Genomic DNA, 19,112 nt, shown 5'->3' on the forward strand with positions numbered 1-19,112 from the left:
GGGGGTTGATTGTATCGATCGGTATATTTAATGTACTGGTTGGAACATTTTCCGGCCGCTCGGAGCGGAGGTGCGATTCATGGGAAAACCCTTGTCCGGCAAGGTCTCTGTGGTAACCGGCGGCAGTCGCGGGCTCGGGCGCGAGATGGTGCTGGCGCTCGCGGCGGCCGGATCCGATGTCGTCATCGCCAGCCGCAAGCTCGGGGCATGTGAGGAACTAGCCTCCGAGGTGCGTGCGCAGACCGGGCAGCGGGCGCTGGCGGTGGCCTGCAATGTGGGCGACTGGGAGCAGTGCGAAACGCTCGCCGAGGCCGCCTACGGCGAGTTCGGGACGGTCGGCGTCCTGGTCAACAATGCCGGGATGTCCCTGCTCTATCCCAGCTTGGACCAGGTTTCCGAGGCCATGTTCGACAAGGTGATCGCCACCAATCTGAAGGGGCCCTTCCGGCTCTCGGCGCTCATCGGCGCGCGCATGGCCGCGGCGGGCGGCGGATCGATCGTGAATATATCTTCGATCGAGGCCGCGCATCCCGAACCGCTGGCGGTGCCCTACGCCGCCGCGAAGGCCGGTCTCGAGGCCCTGACCGTGGGGCTGGCGCACACCTACGGGCCGTCGGTGCGGGTGAACACGATTCGCTGCGGCCCCTTCGACACCGATATCGCCAAGGCGTGGCCGCCGCAGATGCGCGCCGAACTGGCCCGGCACACCGCCCTCGGCCGGATCGGGGCGCCCGCCGACATCGCGGGGGCGGTGCTGTTCCTCGCCTCCGACGCCTCCGCCTACTGCACCGGCGCGACCCTGGCCCTGGACGGTGGATTCCGATGACCGCCGCCGTCCCGGCCCGCCGCCGCGGCCGCCCGCCCGCGTCGGCGAGCGGACCGGGGGAGACCCGGGAGCGGATCGTGCGCGCGGCGCTGGAACTGTTCGCGGAGCAGGGTTTCCACGGCACCGGCGTCGCCGAGATCGGGGAACGGGCCGATGTGCAGCGCGGGGCGCTGTACTACCACATCGGATCCAAGGAGGAACTGCTGTGGCAGATCCTCGCCGACTACACCCGGCTCATGCTGGCCGAGGCGGAGCAGATCGCGGACGGCCCCGACTATCCGATCACCAAGCTGCGCAAGCTGATCCACAGCCACGTCCGGCTGATCATCGACAATCGCCGGGCCGTGGCCATCCAGCTGCGCGATGTCACCGCGCTGACCGGCGAACGGGCGCGGGAGCTGCAGGAGCTGCGCGACCGCCTGCAAGCGCTGTGGCAGCGGGTCATCGACGCCGGCCGGGCCGCGGGCGTGCTGCGCACCGACGACCACGTGGTCACCAATGGCGTACTGGGCATGCTCAATTCGGTGACCTTCTGGTACCGGCCCGATGGGCAGCACACCCCCGACGAGATCGCCGACATTCTCTGCACCACCGTCCTGGACGGACTCATCCAACCGCGCAAGAGCACGAAAGGCTGATCATGGCTTGGGATTTCGAGACGGACCCGGAATACCAGAAGAAACTGGACTGGGTCGCGGAGTTCGTCAGGACCGAGGTGGAACCTCTGGACCTGCTCTACCCCAACCCCTACGACCGTCGGAACCCGGAGGTCCGGGCGCTCATGAAACCGTTGCAGGAGAAGGTGAAACAGCAGCAGCTGTGGGCGTGCCACCTCGGACCCGAGCTGGGCGGCCCGGGCTACGGGCAGCTGAAGCTGGCCCTGCTCAACGAGATGCTGGGCACGTCCCAGTGGGCCCCCCTCGTCTTCGGCTGTCAGGCACCGGATTCCGGCAATGCCGAGATCCTGGCCCACTTCGGCACGCCCGAGCAGCAGGCGAAATACCTGCAGCCCCTGCTCGATGGCGAGATCGGCTCGTGCTACGTCATGACGGAGCCCACCGGCGGTTCGGACCCGACGGCCTTCCGGACCCGCGCGGTGCGCGAGGGCCAGGAGTGGGTCATCAACGGCGAGAAGTGGTTCAACTCCGCCGCCGAGTTCGCCGCCTTCCACATCGTCATGGCGGTGACCGATCCGGACGCGCCGCCGCATCAGCGGCTGTCGATGTTCATCGTGCCCGCTGACGTCCCCGGTCTCGAGATCGTGCGGAACTTCACCGTCCCCGGTTTCAGCGAGCACGAGGCCCACCTGCGTTTCACCGACGTGCGCATTCCGGCGGACGCGCTGCTGGGTGCGGAGGGCCTCGGCTTCGTCGTGGCCCAGACCCGCCTGGGCGGCGGCCGCGTCCACCACGCCATGCGCACGGTCGCGCTGGTGCGCAAGGCCTTCGACATGATGTGCGAACGGGCGGTGTCGCGGCCGATGGGCACCGGCGTGCTCGGCGGTAAGCAGCTGACCCAGGAGAAGATCGCCGAATCCTGGATCGAGATGGAGCAGTTCCGGCTGCTGGTGCTGCGCACCGCGTGGCGCATCGACAAGGAACAGGACTACCGCAAGGTCCGCCACGACATCGCCGCGATCAAGGTGGCCATGCCCAAGGTCATGCACGACATCGCCCAGCGCGCCATGCATCTGCACGGGGCCATCGGCGTCAGCACCGATCTCCCGTTCCTCGACATGATGAACTACGCCCAGGTGATGGCCATCGCCGACGGGCCGACGGAGGTCCACAAGATCACCCTGGCGAAGGAGGTCCTGAAGACCTACGCGCCCGCGGATCCGGTCTACCCCAGCGGTTTCCGGCCCGCCCTGCGCGAACAGGCTCGTCAGCTGGTGGCCGACCGGCTCGAGCACGCCGTCGGAAACCTCTAGCCCGCCTGATCCGAAGGCCTGCGGACGAGGGCGATCCGGTGCCTCTCGTCCGCCGGCTGTTCGGCGATCAGGGCGCCGGCGTGGGTTCGCCGATGGTCTTGATGTAGTCATCCACGTAGGTGGAGAGGATCTGCTCGACAGTGAGCAGGAACCTGGTGGCGTTCGCGGCGGTGGGGCCGCCCGCGTAATCGCCCGCGCCGGCGACGAAGCGCCAGCCTTCGGAGAGCAGCAACTGCTGGGTGCGGCGGTTGGTCGCCACCCGCTGGTCGGCGTGGAAGATGGCGGCGCTGCCGGTGGCCACCACGGCCACCCCGCCGGCGCAGGCGGTGGCGGCGCGGATGAGGGAGCCCTCGAATCCGGCCAGGCCAGTCACCACGGCGCTGGCGACCATCGCGACGAACCGGAGAATCTGCCCCCAGCTGCGGAATCGGCCGGTGAGGCGGCCGGTGTCGGCGACCTCGCGGGCGTAGGTGCTGGTCCAGAAATCGTGGAACGCGGGGCCGACGACATTCCAGTCGATGACCGCTGCCATGGCGTCGGTTTGGGCCTGGGGCGACGAAGATCCTGCCACCCGGTCAGTGTGGCACGCGTACCGTTGCCGGGCTCAGCGGTTGCGGCGAGTCCGCCTCGCGGCCAACGGCATCGGCGGCGCGGCGCGCACGGCGCGTCGGCTCAGCCCTGGCGCGGTTCGATCCAGAGCCCTTCGGACAGGGCGCACAGTTCGCCGTCGGCCGTCGAGAGCGCCACGCCGACCGTGTGTTTGCGGCCCTCACGCGTGACCACCCAGGCGTGCGAAATGTAGTCGGCCCCGGCGTACATCGGTCGCAGCTGTTGTGAGGTCATGGCGGCGGTGAACGCGCCGCTGCCCATTCGCGAGAAGACGAACGCGGCGCGGCCGCCCGGGCAGTCGAGCGCAGACCAGACCACCTCGGGCGGGAGCTCTCCGGACTCGTCGGCGAGCCCGGCGTCGGGGGTCCAGGCGGCGGCCATCATCTGCGCACCGGGCAGCTCCGACGGGAACAGCAGCAGCCCGCGGCCCGGCTCGCAGGCCAGCCCGCAGCCGTAGCAGTCGGTGACCGTCCGGTCGCCCGACAGCCCCAGTTCGACAGCGGATTTCGCCGCCGCCCAGGAGGGCGCGGGCCGTGGATCGAGGGTGAGCGCCGCGGGCGCGGCCTCGACCAGCAGGGTGTCGTCGGTGGCGGTGAAGGCGACGTGGCCGTCGCCGGGGCGGGAGAGCAGGATCGGGGTGTCGACCGTGACGGCGCGCCGGAAGTCGACGCGCACGGTGTCCGCGCCGGATTGGGCGGCCAGCAGGCCTGCGAGGTAGCCACCGAACGCGATCTCCGGATAACCGTGGATATGCGTCGGAACGGTGAGCGCCTCGGCCCGAGTCATGCTGACAGTCAACCTTTCCCGGCCGGTCGGCCGATCATCCCTTCGACCATACCCACAGCAGGCCGGGGCGCAGCCGGTGAAATTTCCCACTCTCGGCGAGAGCGATGACGAGGCCGGGCATCGGCTGGAACAACCGAGCTTCGGGCAGGGATCACCGGTGCCGTCCCAAGGTTGCCCGGGGCCCGACCGGCGGCGGAGCGGTCGGGCTAGCGGCGCTTGCGCTCGCGGACCAGGTGGGAACGCAAGCGGGAGAAACCCTTGACCCGCACGCTGCGCAGACGGCGGATCGTCAGCTCATCGTCGCCGTCGAGTTCGGCCGCCGCGCCGTCGTCGACCAGGACCGTGCCCGGGCGGGCCACACCGGTGAGCCGGGCGGCCACATTGACCACCGTGCCGTAGAGGTCGCCGAAACGGGTCAGGACCGGTCCGTAGGCCAGGCCCACCCGGAGCTCGGGCATCTCCGGAATCGTCTGGGCCGCACGGGTGATCGCCGTATTGAGGTCCAGCCCGATGCGGGCGCCGGCGCGGGCGTCCTCGGCGGCGAACATCACCTCGTCGCCGACATTCTTGATCACCCAGCCGCCGTGCGCGGTGATCACCTCGGTGGTCGCGGACTCGAAGGTCTCCAGCAGTTCGGTCAGCTCGTCGGGGTCGAGGTGGCGGGACAGGCGGGTGTAGCCGACCATATCGGCGAAGCCGACCAGCAGGTGGCGCGTGGCTCCGCCGGAGGCGAGCGAGCGGGTGAGCGCCGCGGCCATGTGCCGTTGCCAGGCGTAGTCCTGCAATTCGGCGAGGACCGCGATGGCCTGTTCGGTGGCCTCCCGGCCCGCCTCGGGCCGCCCGGCGCCCGCCGCGATCCGGCCGCCGATCTCGCGGGTGATCAGATCCGCCTGCCACTCGGCGAGCCGCGCCATCGCCTGACCCAGTGTGCGGGCGGCGGCGATCTGGTTCTGCTCGTTCGCGATCGAAGCCTGGTCCAGGCTGGTGAAGGCGTGAATCGCGGCGACATCGTTGTCGGTGAACGCCACCTCGTCGTCGCTGGCCGCGGCCGGAAAGCCCAGCGCCACCCAGAGCTTGCGGGCCCGGTCGGCGGGCACACCGGACAGCTCGGCCACCTGCGCGCGGGTGTACCGGCGTGGGCCGCCGAGCAACGACCGTTCGACCACCGCGTCGACCGCCTCGGTCAGGCCACCAGATTCGATCATGCCGCCAGTACAGCACATCGAGTGACGGAGACACGGGCGTCCCGCGACAGCGTCCGATTCCACCAGTCGAGCGATGGCGACTCCAAAACCATTGCGGCCGTGGGCGACAGGCAACACCTCAGCCTCCGCGCCTCAGGACAGGGGCTGGGCGTCGCGCTGCGCGAGCATGATCGTCATCAGCCCCGATTCCTGCGACTGGGCCGTGATCATGCCCCGCGCGGCCTCCTTCACCGGACCCGATGCGAGCAGCCGATCGGCCGCCTGAGCCATGGCCACGCCGCCGCGGTGGTGGCGCAGCATGAGCTGCAGGAACAGGACCTCGGCGGCCTGGCCGCGGGCGGCGGCGAGCGAGTCGAGTTCGGCCTGGGTGGCCATGCCGGGCATGGACGTGCCGTTCGTACTGGTCATGGTCGGCATCGAATGGTCGTGCGCGGCAGCCGCATCCGCCGTCATCCACGCCATCGGATGGGTGGAGTCCGGCGAGGCATTGGCCAGGCGCAGCCAGCCGAGCATGGTGCCGATCTCCATGCGCTGGGCATCGGCGATCTGCTGGGCCAGCCGGCGCACCGTGGGATCCACCCCGGAATCCAAGCGCTGCACCATGATCAGCGCCTGCTCGTGATGGGCGGTCATGTCCTGGCTGAAGCCGATCTCGGCCCGGCTGAGCACCGGTGGCGCGGAACGGCTCTCGGGAATCAGTAGTGGGCGCAGCAGCATCCCGGCCGCCAGCAGGGCGAGGGCGAGCAACGCCGGCGCCGCCGGCCGCCGGACCCGAGCGCCCGGGCGAGCCGTCACGATCCCACCACGGACTGCTGGTCGGCGGGCGGGGTGTACACGTCATCGGCGAGTTGCAACACCATGAAGCCGTTGTCATTGCAGGTGGCCCACAACTGGTTGCCGTGCCACTCCGGCGGGGAGAAGCACCAGTCGGTGGACAGATCACCGAAGGCGACCATGCCGGACCGCGACGAGAGCGCCCTGTTCGGATCGAACTTGCCCTCCAGCACCGCCCGCGCCGCCGACGGGAACTCCATCACCGGGACGCCGATGAGCGAGGCCAGGGCGTGCGGGGAGTTCCACAGCTCCAGGTTCCGGCCCTTGCGGGCGGGCGGATTGAAGTACGCGATCTCCTTGGCGTGGAACGGATCCCGCACATCGAACACCCGGATGCCGGATTCCTCCCAGCCGCAGGCCAGCGCGGTCGGATTCGCGGGCCGATCGGCGGCGCAGTAGTGGGCGTCGTAGGAGAACACCGAGCCGCCCATGGCCGAGGCCAGCATCGAATCCTGATGCTCGGGCAGGTTGATCTCCAGCTTGATCTTGGCCGCGACCGTCGGGTTGGTCTCGTCGGAGATATCGATGAGCTTCACCCCGCCCGCGCCGCCCTCGTCCACGGTGAACAGGTACGGCTTGCCGTCATAGGTGACCGGAATACTGTGCTGCGTCGCCCAGCCATCGGTCCAGAACACCCGTCCCAGATGGTTGACCTGCGGGTTCGGATCCCGGCGCTGTACCGCGCTGATGTCCAGCACGGTGAAACCGGCCAGTGCGGACAGGTACATACGGTTGCCGTCCGGGCTGATCCCGAAGCCGTGCGCCTCGATGCCGGTGAGGCCCTGCCAGATCACGTGCGGATTCGCCGGGTCGGTCAGGTCGACCGCGCTGACGAAACCGGGCGCGATGCCCGAGGCCCAGTAGGTCCGGCCGTCCGGGGAGAACCCGCCCTCGTGGGTCGTGATCGGCAGCGGCATCAGCAGATTCGTGCCCGCACCGGTATTGAGCAGCCGCGGGTGGGCGCAGTCGGAGATGTCGTAGACCGACAGGAACCCGGCACCCTCGCCGACCGGAACGCCGGTGCCCACCAGCAGCTTTCGCTCGGCATTGACCTTGAGCGATTCCCATGTGCCGGCGAGCATGGCGGGCTCGGTGAGGGTCCCGGTCACCACCGGATTCGCCGGATCCGATACATCGAGCACCTGCACACCCTGCGCGGGCCCGAGAATATTGCCCGGGAACATCGACCCGGTGTAGGAGCAGTGGTCGTAGGTCGCCGAGGTGATCCCCGCGCCCCTGCCCACATAGCCGCCGACGAACGACAGATTGCACCGATACCCCAGCGTGCTGCGCCCGCTGTTGCGATCCTCGGCCGGAACATCGCCCTGCAGACCGGTTTCCGGCAGCGCGTCGTCCCCGCAGTCCGCCCGCGGCACCGATGTCCGTCCGACATCCAGGAACTGCTGCACCTGATTCGCGATGTCGGACTGCAGATCCGCCGTCGCACCCTGCATCGGCAGCAGGGCCGCCCCCAGCAGCGTCACCGCCAGCACCGCCGCCGGCTTGGACCGGCGCACGCCCGTGAACCGCATCATTGCGGTTACCCCCGTCTTCTTCCGAAATGTTCGTATCGTGACCGGTGGCACAGACAGCTATGCAATGTGGTCACCATTACGTCTCGAAACGCTAACGCATAAACGGACTGTCCGGTAGGGCGAGTTACAAATAAGTGTCTGTGACACCATCGGTCAGCCGGGGGCCGATCATCCCGGGGCAAGGCGAAATCCCTTGCTGCAGTGAGTAACAGACTCGGTCGGTCCGTCGATTGCGGAAACATCCGATGATCGAAGGGGATAGGTGACTCATGCGCACAACAGGATTCACAGCACTACTGGCGTGCGCCGTGCTGGCAGCCGCCACCGGCTGCTCGAGCTCCCCGTCCTCCACTCCGTCCCCCGCGCCGGCCACCTCTGCGCTCACCACGGGCGGCACCCCGTCCGGTGGCAACCGGGGCGGCGGCCCGGCCACCGGCACTCCCGCCTCCACGGCCACGCAACCCACCGACACCCCCATCCCCGCCTGCGCCTCCGGTCAGGTCGACGTCACCGCGAAGAGCATGGGCGCCGCCATGAGCCACAACGGCACAACCCTCACCTTCGCCATCGCCAACCCGTCCCAGGCCTGCACCCTCACCGGCTACCCCGGCCTGGACGAAATCACCGACACCGGCACTGTCATCCACGCCGAACGCACCCCCAACGGGTACATCGGCGGCCTCCCCGCCGGTGCCGACACCCCACCCACCGTGGTGGTCAAATCCGGCCACCCCGCCCACGCCATCGCCGAGGGCACCTCCTGCGGCCCGTACAACAAACCCGACCCCAAAGTCGTCAAAACCGAAGTAACCGCCCCCAACTCAACCGACACCCGCGCAATAGACGCCACCATCTACACCTGCTCCCTCGAGATCCACCCAGTCACCGAGTAACGCGTTGGCTGCCGCTGTCCTCGCTCGGTGTTCACGATGATCGCGAACAGGGCGGTCGAGGTGCCGCTGGTCGTGGTGCTCTGCGAGTCAGTCTGTCCTGGAATGGGTTGCGGCCCACGTGACGGCCCAGGCGTCGAGTGGGCCGAGTGCGCCGCGCAGTGCGGCGCCCAGTGGAGTCAGCGCGTACCCGTCGTCGTCCGCGTGCAGCACCCCGGCCTCCGTGAGTTCCCGCAGCCGTTGATACAGCACGCTGGACGACAGTCCCTCGCATCGAGCGAGCAGACCCCGCGCTCCGACCGGGCCGTCACGAAGTTCCCAGATGATGCGCAGGGTCCACCGGCGTCCGAGCAGGTCGAGGGCCGCCATCAGTGGACGTCCCGTCGATGAACCGCGTACCGGTTTTCCGGGCCGTGGGACTCCCATCGCACTCCTTGTGTTTCGAATATCGAAACACTAGCATCCGGAGTGTTTCTATTTCCGAAACTTGGGAGTTGGGGATGTCCAGGATCGAACCTCTCGAGCCGCCGTACGCCGAGGAGACCGGCTCACTGCTGGCCCGGATGATGCCCGGCGACGCGGCCCCGATCGGTCTGTTCCGGCTCTTCGCCAAGAACCTGCCCATGGCCACCGCAATGCATGGCTGGGGAGGCTATGAACTGAGCAAGGGGCTGTCACTGAGGCTGCGCGAACGCGAGATCGTCATCGACCGGACCACCGCCCGCTGCGGTTGTGAATACGAGTGGGGTGTACACCTCGCGGTCTTCGCCGGGCGTGCCGGGCTCACCACGGAACAGCAGATCTCACTCACCCACGGCGAGCCCGACGATCCTTGCTGGACAGTGGAATCCGAACGCCTGCTGATCCGCGCGGTCGACTCGTTGCACGACGAGGGCGATATCGATGATGGCCTGTGGGGCGCACTGGCGAAGGAGTTCGACGAGCGGCAGTTGCTGGATCTGGTGCTCCTGTGCGGCTGGTACCACGCGATCAGCTTCGTCGCGCGGGTGACCAGATTGCCGAACGAGCCCGGTACGCCGAACTTCGCCGATCCGACGGCGACTGCGGAATAGACCCATCGCCCCTGCGCTTTACGGCGCGGGCGTGATCACCCCGGTCAGCAGCGCTCGGCAGGCGTCGAGCAGGCGGGTGCGGAGGACTTCTGCGCGGGTGGCGATATCGGCTTGGGCGCGGACGTATTCGGCTCGGCCGGTGGGGGTTTCGATGCGGATGGGGATGTAGCCGTAGGAGAGGAGGTCGTAGGGGCTGGCCTTCATGTCGAGTTCGCGGGCGGCGCAGGCCAACTCGAAGGCGTCGAAGAGGAGGTCGGAGGAGATCAGGGGGGTGAGCTTGAAGCCCCACTTGTAGATGTCCATGTTGGCGTGGAGGCAGCCGGGTTGTTCGCGGTCTATTTGCAGGTCGCGGGTGAGAGGTTCGGCGTTGCGGGGGGCCGCTTCGGGGGTGAAGAAGCGGAAGGCGTCGAAGTGGGTGCAGCGCAGCTGCATGGAGTCGACTACGGCGTCGGTGCCTCCGGGGCCCAGGCGGAGGGGGACCTGTTGGTGGCGGACGTCGTCGGTGCGGTAGACCATGGCCCACTCGTGCAGGCCGAAGCAGGAGAGCTGGGCGGGGCGGGCGGCGGTGGCCGCGAGGAGGCGGGCGACGAATTCGAGGGTGTCGCGGCGCTTTTCGAGGAAGGCCGGGTCCGCGGTCCGGCCGGAGGTCGGAGCGCCGCCGGGATCGGTGGCCGAGATCTGGTGGTAGCCGCGGGAACCCGCGTAGTCGTCGGCCTCGGCGAGCACAACACCGAAGCCCGGATGCCACTTTCGGAGCTGGGCGGGTTTGTGGCCGTAGTACGTGAACAGGAAGTCGATCACCGGGTGTTTCGAACCGGTCGCCCGGCGCTCGAGATACGGGCCGACCAGGGCGTCGACGCGGTCGCGGTGGGCGGCCGCCCGGCCCCGCCAAGCGGGGCCGGACAGCCATTGGGGTCCGGGTGACACGGTGGAATCGGTGCGCGCGTTCATCATTCGGCGAGGCGGTGGGTGGCGTCGCGGACCGTGCCGACGAACTCCTCCACCAGATCTTCCAGGGCCACGATGCCGACCGTATTGCCGCGGCTGTCGACCACGCGGCCCAGATGGGAGTTGGTGCGGCGCAGCCGGGCCAGCGCCTCGAACAGGGTGGTGCCCATGCTGACGGTGGGCAGCGGGCGGATATCGGTGCGGGGGATGGGGGTGCCCGGGCCCGCGCTGTCGTCGGCGGTCAGATCGAGCACGTCCTTGACGTGCAGGTAGCCGACCAGGGAACCGTCGTCCGCGCGCACCGGGTACCGGGAGAATCCCGTTTCGGCGACGGCGGATTCGATATCGCCCAGCGTGGTCCCGTCCCCGCGCAGCGGCACCGAGCGGGTCTCGGTCAGCGTCACCATCACATCGGCGACGATTCGGTCGCTCGAGCCCAGCGCCTGGGTGAGGCGGCGATGCTCCTCCTCGTCCAGCAGACCCTCCGAACGGGATTCGCCGAACATCTCGGCCAGCTCCACCGACGACACCGTGGAATCCAGCTCGTCCTTCCGCTCGATGCGCAGGGCGCGCAGGGTGATATTGGCCGCGAAGTTGTAGATCGCGATCAATGGCTTCGCCAGCCGCAGCCACATCAGATGCACCGGAACCAGCAGCAGCGCCGACCGTTCCGGTCCCGCGAGCGCGATGTTCTTCGGAATCATCTCGCCCAGCAGAATGTGCAGGATCACCACGATGGTCAGCGCCAGGGCGAACGAGATCGGATGCAACAGCGAATCCGGCACGCCCACCAGATCGAACGGCTTCTCGAGCAGATGCGCCACCGCCGGCTCACCCACGCGACCCAGCAGGATCGAGCAGATGGTGATGCCCAGCTGCGCGGCCGCCAGCATCATCGACAGGTTCTGACCCGCCTCGATCACCGTGTTGGCGCTCCGCTTGCCCTGCGCGGCAAGCGCTTCCAGCCGGTCGCGGCGCGCGGAGATGAGCGCGAACTCCGCGCCCACGAAGAACGCGTTGCCCAGCAGCAGCACCAGCGTGAGCAGGACGGCGTACAGGTCACCCATGGCTGTGCTCCCAGGTCGCGAGGGCCTCGGCGTCGACCGGCCGGATCAGGACGCGGTCGATGCGCCGGCCGTCCATCCGCTCCACCCGGGCGATCCAGCCGCCCTTGGTGTGCGGGTGCTCCAGCTGATGGTTGCCGGGGTGCGGCAGCAGCACCTCGTCGCCGGTCTCGGGGATCCGGCCCAGCCGGGTCAGCACCAGGCCGCCGATGGTCTCGTACTCACCCTCGGGCGCGTCGTAACCGGTCGTGCGGGAGACCTCGTCGATGCGCAGCAGGCCCGAGCAGTTCCAGCCGTTCGGGGTGCGGCGCACATCGAGTTCCTCCTCGTCGTGCTCGTCGCGCACGTCGCCGAGGATCTCCTCGATCAGGTCCTCCATGGTGACGATGCCGGCGGTGCCGCCGTACTCGTCGACCACCAGCGCCACCTGCATGCCGTCCCGGCGCACCCGCTCGAGCACCTCGTCGCCATCGAGGCTGGCCGGCACGATCGGCACCGGCTGGGCGATCGTCTTCAGCTTGATGCTGCGCCGATCCTTGGCCGGATGCACGAAGGTCTGCTTCACGTGCACGAAGCCCAGGGTGTTGTCCAGGTCGCCGTCGATGACCGGGAACCGGGAGTAACCGGTCTCGCGGGCGGCGTCGACCAGATCGGCGAGAGTGCAATCCCGATCGAGGGATTCGATCGTCATCCGCGGCGTCATCAGCTCCTCCGCGGTGCGCTCACCGAACTGCAGCGAGCGATCCACCACCTGCGCGGTGCGCTGGTCCAGCACCCCGTGCAGCGCGGAAGTCCGCACCAGCGAACCCAATTCCTGCGGCGAGCGCGCCGAACGGAGTTCCTCCGCGGGCTCGACGCCCAGCCGGCGCACCGCCCAGTTGGCGGCCCCGTTCAGGAAATTGATCATCCACTTGAACACGGTGGAGAACGCGATCATCGGCCCGGCGGTCAGCCGCGCCATGGACAGCGGGTTGGCGATGGCGATGTTCTTGGGCACCAGCTCGCCGTAGATCATGGACAGCGAGGTCGCGATGAGCAGTGCCAGCGCCAGCGAAATGCCCTGCGCGGTACCGGCGCTCACCCCGAACGAGCGGAACATCGGCTCCAGCAGCCGTGCCAGCACGGGCTCGGCGATATAACCGGTGATCAGCGTCGTGATGGTGATGCCCAGCTGGGCGCCCGACAACTGGAACGAGAGTGTGCGATGCGCCTGCCGCACCTGCCGGGCCCGGCGGTCGCCGTCGCGGGCGTGCGCCTCCACGGTCGAGCGTTCCAGAGCGGTGAGCGAGAACTCGGCGGCGACGAACAGTGCCGTGCCGGCGGTCAGAGCGATGAATCCGAGCAGACTGAGAACGGTGAGCAGGACCGACACGGTCAGCACCACCTGGCCGTTTCCGAAGCCGGTATTGCGGGGAAGCCGGGTTCGTCACCCGGCTCGGTAGAGGAGCCCTCCTGTGAAGCGCCCTTGGACGCGGGTGACAACTTGTTCCTTTCGCAGGGGTTGCTGGCGGAGATACGCCACGGATACCCATTTCTTGGGTCCGGTCAGGCTATGTTACCGGGCGGCCTCCAAGGTTTCCGCACAGCGGTGCCGTATCACATCCGGCGGCGGCCCCGCATCGCCGCAGGACCGGCAGGGCCGGGCCCCGCACACGCGAAACCCGGCGGATCCGAGAGGGACCCGCCGGGTTCGGGATGTGCAGTACTAACCGGTGGTGATCACCAACCGGAGGGCAGCGGCCGGCCCTCGGCGAAACCGGCGGCCGACTGCACGCCGAGTACGGCGCGCTCGTGGAACTCGCCGATGGTGCGGGCGCCGGCGTAGGTGCAGGAGCTGCGCACACCGGAGGTGATGTGGTCGATCAGGTCCTCCACGCCCGGGCGCTCGGGATCCAGGCGCATGCGTGAGGAGGAGATGCCCTCCTCGAACAGCGCCTTGCGGGCCCGGTCGAACGCCGAGTCGGTGGCGGTGCGGGCGGCCACGGCACGCTTGGAGGCCATGCCGAAGGACTCCTTGTACCGGTTGCCGTCGCGGTCGACGCGCAGGTCGCCGGGCGACTCGTAGGTGCCCGCGAACCAGGAGCCGATCATCACGTTGGCGGCGCCGGCCGCGAGGGCCAGGGCCACGTCGCGCGGGTGGCGCACGCCGCCGTCGGCCCACACGTGCTTGCCGAATTCCTGGGCGGCCGCGGCACATTCGGCCACCGCCGAGAACTGCGGGCGGCCCACGCCGGTCATCATGCGGGTGGTGCACATGGCGCCGGGGCCCACACCGACCTTGATGATGTCCGCGCCGGCCGCGATCAGATCGCGGGTGCCGTCGGCGGAGACCACATTGCCCGCGACCAGCGGCACGCCCAGGTCCAGCGCGGCCACCGAGGCCAGCGCCTCCAGCATCTTCTGCTGGTGGCCGTGCGCGGTGTCCATGACCAGGACGTCGGCGCCCGCGTCGACCAGGGCCTTGGCCTTGGCCGGGATGTCGCCGTTGATGCCGACGGCGGCCGCGATGCGCAGCCGGCCATTGGCGTCGGTGGCCGGGGTGTAGATGCCGGTGCGGATGGCGCCGGTCCGGGTCATCACGCCCGCGAGGGTGCCGTCGGCATGGACCAGCACGGCCAGGTGGGCGTGCTCGGCCTCGAGCAGATCGAAGATGTCGCGCGGCGAGGAGTCGGCCGGGGCGCTGACGAAATTGGCGTCTGCGACCACGCTCAGGCGGGCGAAGCGGTCCACGTCGGCGCAGGCGGCCTCGGTGACCACACCGACCGGCTTGCCGTTCTCGACCACCACGACCGCGCCGTGGGCGCGCTTGTGGATGAGGGCCAGCGCGTCGGACACCGACTGGTCGGGATCGAGCACCACAGGGGTGTCGGCGGTGAGCGAGCGGCTCTTGACGAAGGCGATGGTGGCGGCGGCCGCGGGGATCGGAAGATCCTGCGGCAGTACCACGATGCCGCCCCGGCGGGCGACGGTCTCGGCCATGCGGCGGCCGGCGACGGCTGTCATATTGGCGACCACGAGCGGAATGGTCGTGCCGCTCCCATCGGTGGTGGAGAGATCGACATCGAACCGGGACGCCACATCCGTCCGGCGGGGGACGAGGAAGACGTCGTCGTAGGTCAGGTCGTAGGGCGGAGTCTGCCCGGGAAGAAACTGCACGTTGGACCATGGTAGCTGAATGCTGGGAGTTCGCGGTGCGATCGGGCGCGGAAAATGCCAGGCGGGTGCCAGCGCGGTCTCCTAAGTTGGCGTCCGTGACCGATCTTGCGGCGCTCGCCGATCGACTGGATGTCAGCGACACCATCACCAAACTCTTCGTCTACTGCGACCAGGCCCGCTGGGCAGACCTGCGCGAGTCGGTGCTCGCGGAGGAGGTGTTCTTCGACAACGGCTTCGGCGGACCCGTCGGCCCGCAGCCCGGCGCCGACATCGCCGATGCCTGGGCCACCGGCCTGGGCGCACTGGACGCCGTCCACCACCAGGCCGGCAATCACCTCGTCGAGATCACCGGCGACACCGCGCTGGCCCACGCCGACGCCATCGCCGTGCACGTGAAGAACGACGCCACCGGCGGCACCACCCGCTGGTTCGTCGGCAGCTATGTCCTCGGCCTGCGGCGGACCGAAAAGGGCTGGCGCATCGACCGTTTCGAATACCAGCTGAAGACCATCGACGGCAATGCCGACCTGCTCTGAGCGGTAGCTCAGGACGCGGTGGGAATGAACAGCGCCTCGAAGGGCGGTTCGCCCACCGCGACGGTCGTGTGACCGCGTCCCTCGGTGTCGGCGGCCAGCACCAGATCACCCGGTGCGAACCGCCGGTGCTCACCGTCGGAGGTGGTCACCTCGATCACGCCGCGCAGCATGACCACCCACTGCCGGGCCGGGGCCGGATGCGGCGCACTGTCGAAGCCCGCGCTGCGCAGGTAGGACACACCCGCGATCGAGGGCAGGCCGCCGACGGCCATGGTGGGCACTCCGATCGCCAGAGTTCGCTCAGCCAAAGGGATTTCGGCGTCGGTGAACGTCGAACCGCCCTCGTTCGTGGCTTCGATGACGGTGTAGCGCAGGTTCTTTCGCTCGCTCATGGCCCACATGTTCACCGCCCGGCTGCGAATTCGCGATTCCCTGCAGGGAATGACACGGAGGCTGTCCGCTGTCCGTGCCGAGCCACCAAAGTGCCGTTTGCTGCAAGATTGCTACAGCCACTTTTGGGCTCGGAGTTATCTCGATCTCGTCCGATTTGCCGGAAACCCCGCTCGATTTGGCGCGCGTGTTGTAGGAACGTCCAAACGTGTCGGCGTCAGCGGGCCGAACGTCGGGCCGCGCCCGGCTTGCGCTTCTTGTTGTGCGGCCGGCTCTCGCCCTTCGGCCGCTGCCGGAACCGCGGCTGCTCGCGCGAAGCCTCCGCCGCGGGCGCCGGCGGCGCCGAGGGATCCGGCACCGGACGGCCACTGGGCCGGCGCGCGCCCGTGATCTCGAGCAGCCGCCGATCACCCGGCCGCACCTCCACGTCGGTGAGCGTCACCGAGGCCCGCTCCGCCAGCCGCGCGGCCTCCTCCCGATCGTCCGGGGTGACGATGGTGACGACCGTGCCCGACGCGCCCGCCCGCGCGGTCCGCCCGGTCCGGTGCAGATAGTCCTTGGGATCCGCGGGCGGATCCACGTGCACGACCAGCGAGACATCGTCGATGTGCAGCCCGCGGGCGGCCACATCGGTGGCGACCAGTACGGGCGCGGTTCCGTCCGCGAACGCCGCGAGCATGCGATTGCGCTGGTTCTGCGCCTTCCCGCCGTGCAGCGCTACCGCGCCGATCCCGATCTCGCGCAGCTTGCGCGCCAGCTTGTCGGCACCGTGCTGGGTGCGCACGAACAGCAGCGTCCGGCCCTGCCGCGCGGCGATCTCGCTGACCACCGCCCGCTTGTCGGACCGCCGGACATGCAGGGCGTAGTGCGCGATATCGGGTCCGGCCGCGACGCTTCCGAGCTCGCTGTCCGAATCCGTGTCTGCCGCACCGGTTTCCACCGGCCCCGCCGACGCCGCGGCCGGAACGGTGCCGATCGCATGGGTCGCCGGTTCCCGCAGGTACTTCCGCACGAGTTCGTCGACCGTCTCGTCGAGGGTCGCCGAGAACAGCAGTTGCTGCGCCTCGCGCGGCACCTTGTTGAGCAGCGCCGTCAGCTGCGGCAGGAAGCCCAGCTCGGCCATGTGGTCGGCCTCGTCGACCGTGACGACCCGAATGTCGCCCAGCTGCACCGCTTTCCGCCCGAGCAGATCGGTCAACCGCCCCGGCGTCGCGATGACGACGTCCACCCCGCGCGCCAGCCGCTCCTCCTGCTTCTTGATGGGCAACCCGCCGACCGCCGTGGCCAGCCGCAGCCCCAATGACAGCGCGGGCTCGTCCAACGCGCTCTCGATCTGAATCGCCAGCTCCCGCGTCGGGGCCAGAATCAGCCCGCGCGGCCGCCGCGGCGCACTCGGCGCACCGAACAGCCGCACCAGCATCGGCAGCCCGAACGCGAGCGTCTTCCCCGACCCTGTCGCCGCCCGGCCCAGCACGTCCCGTCCATCCAGAATGTCCGGAATCACCGCTGCCTGAACAGGAAACGGCTTATCGATTCCGCCCCGCCGCAGCGCCTGCACCAGCACCGGCGGCAGTCCCAGATCCGCGAACCGCACCTCGCCGCCCTCGGAACCGGTCCTCACGCGCTCGTCCACCGGGCTCGTGGTCCCAGCCGGGTCGCGCTGGTCCGGCCCGCTCTCGCGGGCACCGGCCCGGCGGGCTTCGGCCGCTCGGTCGGTCGGCGAAGCCTCGGCTGCGGGTGACGAGTCGGTGGTGATGGTTTCCTCCCGGGCTGAAGTGGGTGTCGAAGTCGGAGTGGGTGCGGGGTTGCCGCTGATGGCGGGCGGTGGCGAAAGGCTCTCGCCCGGGCCGGAATCGGCGGCGGGCATGGCGGATTGCGCCGCGCCCGAGTCGGATTCGGGAGCAGGTAGGTGCGGATCAGGCACGGCTGACCAGGCGGCTGAGCTCGACCAGCCAGGGGATCGCGACGGCGAGGGTCGGGACGACCAGGATCGCGGCGGCGGCGAGGTAGGCGGCGACAGCGATGCGGAGATCGCCGATCGGACCGGCCAGGCGCTGGATGCGGATCAGGGTGGTCGGGCCGCCGACGGCCATGGCGCCCTGTGGGGCCGGGGAATTGGAGCAGGCCACCAGGGCGCGCGCCAGGGGAGTGGGCCCGGTGACCTTGACCGCGGAGTCGTCGGCGAGCAGTTCGATGAGCAGCTTCACCGAGTCCAGCGCGGATTTGGAACGGACCACACGGGGGAACGCCTCGTGCGCGGCGGTGAAGGCCTCGAGTACCAGATCGTGGCGGGCGCGCAGGTGGGAGCGCTCGTGGCTGACGATGGCGGTGAGTTCCTCGTCGGACAGGTTGGTGACGGTGCCCTGGCTGAGGACCACGCGCCGGCGCAGGCCGGGCAGGCAGTAGGCGATCGGCTCGGTGGCGGCCAGTACCCGGATATCGGCCGATTTCCGATGCACACCGGACTGATCCAGCAGGTCGACCAGCATGCGGTGGCGGGCGCGGCGGCGGCGGGTGTGGATGCCGACCCGGATCACCGACCAGATCAGCCGCGCTCCGACGAGCAGGGTGAGCGCGAACACCAGGACCAGGGCCAGCCACAGCGGCAGACCGAGGGCGTCGATCTCCTTGCTGGGCGTGGTGGTCGGACGGCCGTCGCCGCCCGGGACGAGGAGCCGGGAGGCGATGGCGAGTCCGGAACCGAAGGCGCTCAGCACCGCGGCCAGCGCGATCGCCTGCCACAGCACCAGCGCCGCACGGGGGCTGCGATAGGGCCAGGTGGCCCGGCTGAGCAGCGTTGGCACCGGTCCCGCCAATAAGAGGGCGAGACCGGCGAAAACCGGCGCTGTCCAGTCCATGTCCTCAGCTCACTGCGTTGTGGGGCTCGGGCCGAGGCTACGGCTATTTGGACTCGGGTTTGTCCTTGCGCGCCACCTCGGTGGCTTCGAGCTTAGCGAGTGCGTCGCGCAATGCGGCAGCCTCGTCCGCGCCGACCTGTTCGACGAAGTGCACCAGCGCGGCGCGGCGGCTGCCGACTTCGTCCGCCTGCTGCAGTGCGTCGACCATGAGGCTGGCGACGAGTTCGTCGCGTGTGTGCACCGGCGCGTAGCGGTGCGCGCGGTCGTCGCGCTGCTGGACCACCAGATTCTTCTTCGCCAAGCGCTGCAGAACGGTCATCACCGTGGTGTACGCGAGTTCACGACGCTCAGCGAGGGCTTCATGGACCTGCCGGACCGTTTGCGGTTCGTCGGCCGACCACAACTGGTCCATGACCGCTTTCTCGAGTTCACCAAGACCTGCCATCCCACAAGTTTACGGAGACAACGACAG

20 protein-coding genes are annotated in these 19,112 nt (G+C 69.2%); 6 read left to right on the forward strand and 14 right to left on the reverse strand.

The annotated features are described in order from the left end of the window. Positions 1-79 precede the first annotated feature (79 nt). The 3 genes from ABZV44_RS04090 to ABZV44_RS04100 are packed head-to-tail and all read left to right on the forward strand — an operon-like array spanning position 80 to position 2,756. Complete coding sequence (locus ABZV44_RS04090) at positions 80-826, forward strand: glucose 1-dehydrogenase (RefSeq protein WP_354831777.1); 747 nt, start codon at positions 80-82, stop codon at positions 824-826. Then, on the forward strand, positions 823-1,464 hold the full coding sequence (locus tag ABZV44_RS04095; protein ID WP_354831780.1) for a TetR/AcrR family transcriptional regulator: 642 nt from the start codon (positions 823-825) through the stop codon (positions 1,462-1,464). Before ABZV44_RS04090 ends, ABZV44_RS04095 begins: the two co-directional genes overlap by 4 nt. A 2-nt stretch (positions 1,465-1,466) precedes the next feature. Continuing rightward, positions 1,467-2,756, forward strand: a complete 1,290-nt coding sequence (locus ABZV44_RS04100; RefSeq protein ID WP_354831783.1) for an acyl-CoA dehydrogenase family protein — start codon at positions 1,467-1,469, stop codon at positions 2,754-2,756. 67 nt (positions 2,757-2,823) lie between these two features. Here ABZV44_RS04100 and ABZV44_RS04105 read toward each other — a convergent pair whose 3' ends face one another. From ABZV44_RS04105 to ABZV44_RS04125, 5 genes are all read right to left on the reverse strand, one after another. Continuing rightward, positions 2,824-3,327 (reverse strand): DUF4231 domain-containing protein, encoded by a 504-nt coding sequence (locus ABZV44_RS04105; protein ID WP_354831786.1) that lies wholly within the window; start codon positions 3,325-3,327, stop codon positions 2,824-2,826. Between the two features lie 101 nt (positions 3,328-3,428). After that, positions 3,429-4,151 (reverse strand): hypothetical protein, encoded by a 723-nt coding sequence (locus ABZV44_RS04110; RefSeq protein WP_354831789.1) that lies wholly within the window; start codon positions 4,149-4,151, stop codon positions 3,429-3,431. A 206-nt stretch (positions 4,152-4,357) separates the two neighbouring features. Further along, entirely contained in the window at positions 4,358-5,356 is a 999-nt protein-coding gene (locus ABZV44_RS04115) for an adenylate/guanylate cyclase domain-containing protein (RefSeq protein WP_354831792.1), read from the reverse strand. Positions 5,357-5,488: 132 nt separating this feature from the next. Then, a complete protein-coding gene (locus ABZV44_RS04120; protein WP_354833085.1) occupies positions 5,489-6,073 on the reverse strand; it encodes a DUF305 domain-containing protein in 585 nt (194 codons plus the stop codon). 74 nt (positions 6,074-6,147) lie between these two features. Beyond that, a complete protein-coding gene (locus ABZV44_RS04125; RefSeq protein WP_354831794.1) occupies positions 6,148-7,725 on the reverse strand; it encodes a hypothetical protein in 1,578 nt (525 codons plus the stop codon). Between the two features lie 269 nt (positions 7,726-7,994). Between ABZV44_RS04125 and ABZV44_RS04130 the strand changes: the two genes are divergently transcribed. Then, positions 7,995-8,618 carry a DUF4232 domain-containing protein gene (locus ABZV44_RS04130; RefSeq protein ID WP_354831796.1) on the forward strand — a complete coding sequence of 208 codons (624 nt, stop codon included), beginning with the start codon at positions 7,995-7,997 and terminating at the stop codon, positions 8,616-8,618. Between the two features lie 87 nt (positions 8,619-8,705). On the opposite strand, the gene ABZV44_RS04135 is transcribed toward ABZV44_RS04130, so the two are convergent. Next, positions 8,706-8,984, reverse strand: a complete 279-nt coding sequence (locus ABZV44_RS04135) for a helix-turn-helix domain-containing protein (protein WP_354831798.1) — start codon at positions 8,982-8,984, stop codon at positions 8,706-8,708. Between the two features lie 131 nt (positions 8,985-9,115). Between ABZV44_RS04135 and ABZV44_RS04140 the strand changes: the two genes are divergently transcribed. After that, positions 9,116-9,688 (forward strand): carboxymuconolactone decarboxylase family protein, encoded by a 573-nt coding sequence (locus ABZV44_RS04140; protein ID WP_354831801.1) that lies wholly within the window; start codon positions 9,116-9,118, stop codon positions 9,686-9,688. Positions 9,689-9,706: 18 nt separating this feature from the next. Here the strand turns inward: ABZV44_RS04140 and ABZV44_RS04145 are convergent, their stop codons facing one another. The 4 genes from ABZV44_RS04145 to ABZV44_RS04160 all read right to left on the reverse strand — a co-directional run bounded on the left by ABZV44_RS04145 (position 9,707) and on the right by ABZV44_RS04160 (position 14,856). Beyond that, positions 9,707-10,639 (reverse strand): 3-methyladenine DNA glycosylase, encoded by a 933-nt coding sequence (locus ABZV44_RS04145; RefSeq protein WP_354833087.1) that lies wholly within the window; start codon positions 10,637-10,639, stop codon positions 9,707-9,709. Further along, positions 10,639-11,703 carry a hemolysin family protein gene (locus ABZV44_RS04150; RefSeq protein ID WP_354831803.1) on the reverse strand — a complete coding sequence of 355 codons (1,065 nt, stop codon included), beginning with the start codon at positions 11,701-11,703 and terminating at the stop codon, positions 10,639-10,641. Before ABZV44_RS04150 ends, ABZV44_RS04145 begins: the two co-directional genes overlap by 1 nt. Further along, the gene (locus ABZV44_RS04155) at positions 11,696-13,072 is read right to left on the reverse strand and encodes a hemolysin family protein (protein ID WP_354833089.1); all 1,377 of its coding nucleotides are present in this window, start codon (positions 13,070-13,072) and stop codon (positions 11,696-11,698) included. The genes ABZV44_RS04150 and ABZV44_RS04155 overlap by 8 nt, the downstream gene beginning before the upstream one ends. 347 nt (positions 13,073-13,419) lie before the next feature. Continuing rightward, positions 13,420-14,856 carry a GuaB1 family IMP dehydrogenase-related protein gene (locus tag ABZV44_RS04160; protein ID WP_354831806.1) on the reverse strand — a complete coding sequence of 479 codons (1,437 nt, stop codon included), beginning with the start codon at positions 14,854-14,856 and terminating at the stop codon, positions 13,420-13,422. A gap of 95 nt (positions 14,857-14,951) precedes the next feature. On the opposite strand from ABZV44_RS04160, the gene ABZV44_RS04165 reads away from it, so the two are divergent. Continuing rightward, entirely contained in the window at positions 14,952-15,392 is a 441-nt protein-coding gene (locus ABZV44_RS04165) for a nuclear transport factor 2 family protein (RefSeq protein WP_354831809.1), read from the forward strand. 8 nt (positions 15,393-15,400) lie between these two features. Here the strand turns inward: ABZV44_RS04165 and ABZV44_RS04170 are convergent, their stop codons facing one another. From ABZV44_RS04170 to ABZV44_RS04185, 4 genes are all read right to left on the reverse strand, one after another. Beyond that, a complete protein-coding gene (locus ABZV44_RS04170) occupies positions 15,401-15,784 on the reverse strand; it encodes a hypothetical protein (RefSeq protein ID WP_354831812.1) in 384 nt (127 codons plus the stop codon). Between the two features lie 215 nt (positions 15,785-15,999). Continuing rightward, positions 16,000-17,403 (reverse strand): DEAD/DEAH box helicase, encoded by a 1,404-nt coding sequence (locus tag ABZV44_RS04175; protein ID WP_354831815.1) that lies wholly within the window; start codon positions 17,401-17,403, stop codon positions 16,000-16,002. Between the two features lie 295 nt (positions 17,404-17,698). After that, the gene (locus ABZV44_RS04180) at positions 17,699-18,640 is read right to left on the reverse strand and encodes a M48 family metalloprotease (RefSeq protein ID WP_354831820.1); all 942 of its coding nucleotides are present in this window, start codon (positions 18,638-18,640) and stop codon (positions 17,699-17,701) included. A gap of 43 nt (positions 18,641-18,683) precedes the next feature. Further along, positions 18,684-19,085, reverse strand: coding sequence for a BlaI/MecI/CopY family transcriptional regulator (locus tag ABZV44_RS04185; protein WP_354831823.1), 402 nt, complete (start codon positions 19,083-19,085; stop codon positions 18,684-18,686). Positions 19,086-19,112 lie beyond the last annotated feature (27 nt).

This window comes from Nocardia sp. NPDC004860, from assembly GCF_040609015.1.
Classification (GTDB): Bacteria; Actinomycetota; Actinomycetes; order Mycobacteriales; family Mycobacteriaceae; genus Nocardia.

Bases quoted from the DNA above. Each gene is read 5' to 3' on its own strand.
- ABZV44_RS04090 (WP_354831777.1), top strand. From the start codon at position 80: ATGGGAAAACCCTTGTCCGGCAAGGTCTCTGTGGTAACCGGCGGCAGT.
- ABZV44_RS04095 (WP_354831780.1), top strand. From the start codon at position 823: ATGACCGCCGCCGTCCCGGCCCGCCGCCGCGGCCGCCCGCCCGCGTCG.
- ABZV44_RS04100 (WP_354831783.1), top strand. From the start codon at position 1,467: ATGGCTTGGGATTTCGAGACGGACCCGGAATACCAGAAGAAACTGGAC.
- ABZV44_RS04110 (WP_354831789.1), bottom strand. From the start codon at position 4,151: ATGACTCGGGCCGAGGCGCTCACCGTTCCGACGCATATCCACGGTTAT.
- ABZV44_RS04115 (WP_354831792.1), bottom strand. From the start codon at position 5,356: ATGATCGAATCTGGTGGCCTGACCGAGGCGGTCGACGCGGTGGTCGAA.
- ABZV44_RS04120 (WP_354833085.1), bottom strand. From the start codon at position 6,073: ATGCTGCTGCGCCCACTACTGATTCCCGAGAGCCGTTCCGCGCCACCG.
- ABZV44_RS04125 (WP_354831794.1), bottom strand. From the start codon at position 7,725: ATGATGCGGTTCACGGGCGTGCGCCGGTCCAAGCCGGCGGCGGTGCTG.
- ABZV44_RS04130 (WP_354831796.1), top strand. From the start codon at position 7,995: ATGCGCACAACAGGATTCACAGCACTACTGGCGTGCGCCGTGCTGGCA.
- ABZV44_RS04135 (WP_354831798.1), bottom strand. From the start codon at position 8,984: ATGGCGGCCCTCGACCTGCTCGGACGCCGGTGGACCCTGCGCATCATC.
- ABZV44_RS04140 (WP_354831801.1), top strand. From the start codon at position 9,116: ATGTCCAGGATCGAACCTCTCGAGCCGCCGTACGCCGAGGAGACCGGC.
- ABZV44_RS04145 (WP_354833087.1), bottom strand. From the start codon at position 10,639: ATGAACGCGCGCACCGATTCCACCGTGTCACCCGGACCCCAATGGCTG.
- ABZV44_RS04150 (WP_354831803.1), bottom strand. From the start codon at position 11,703: ATGGGTGACCTGTACGCCGTCCTGCTCACGCTGGTGCTGCTGCTGGGC.
- ABZV44_RS04170 (WP_354831812.1), bottom strand. From the start codon at position 15,784: ATGAGCGAGCGAAAGAACCTGCGCTACACCGTCATCGAAGCCACGAAC.
- ABZV44_RS04180 (WP_354831820.1), bottom strand. From the start codon at position 18,640: ATGGACTGGACAGCGCCGGTTTTCGCCGGTCTCGCCCTCTTATTGGCG.
- ABZV44_RS04185 (WP_354831823.1), bottom strand. From the start codon at position 19,085: ATGGCAGGTCTTGGTGAACTCGAGAAAGCGGTCATGGACCAGTTGTGG.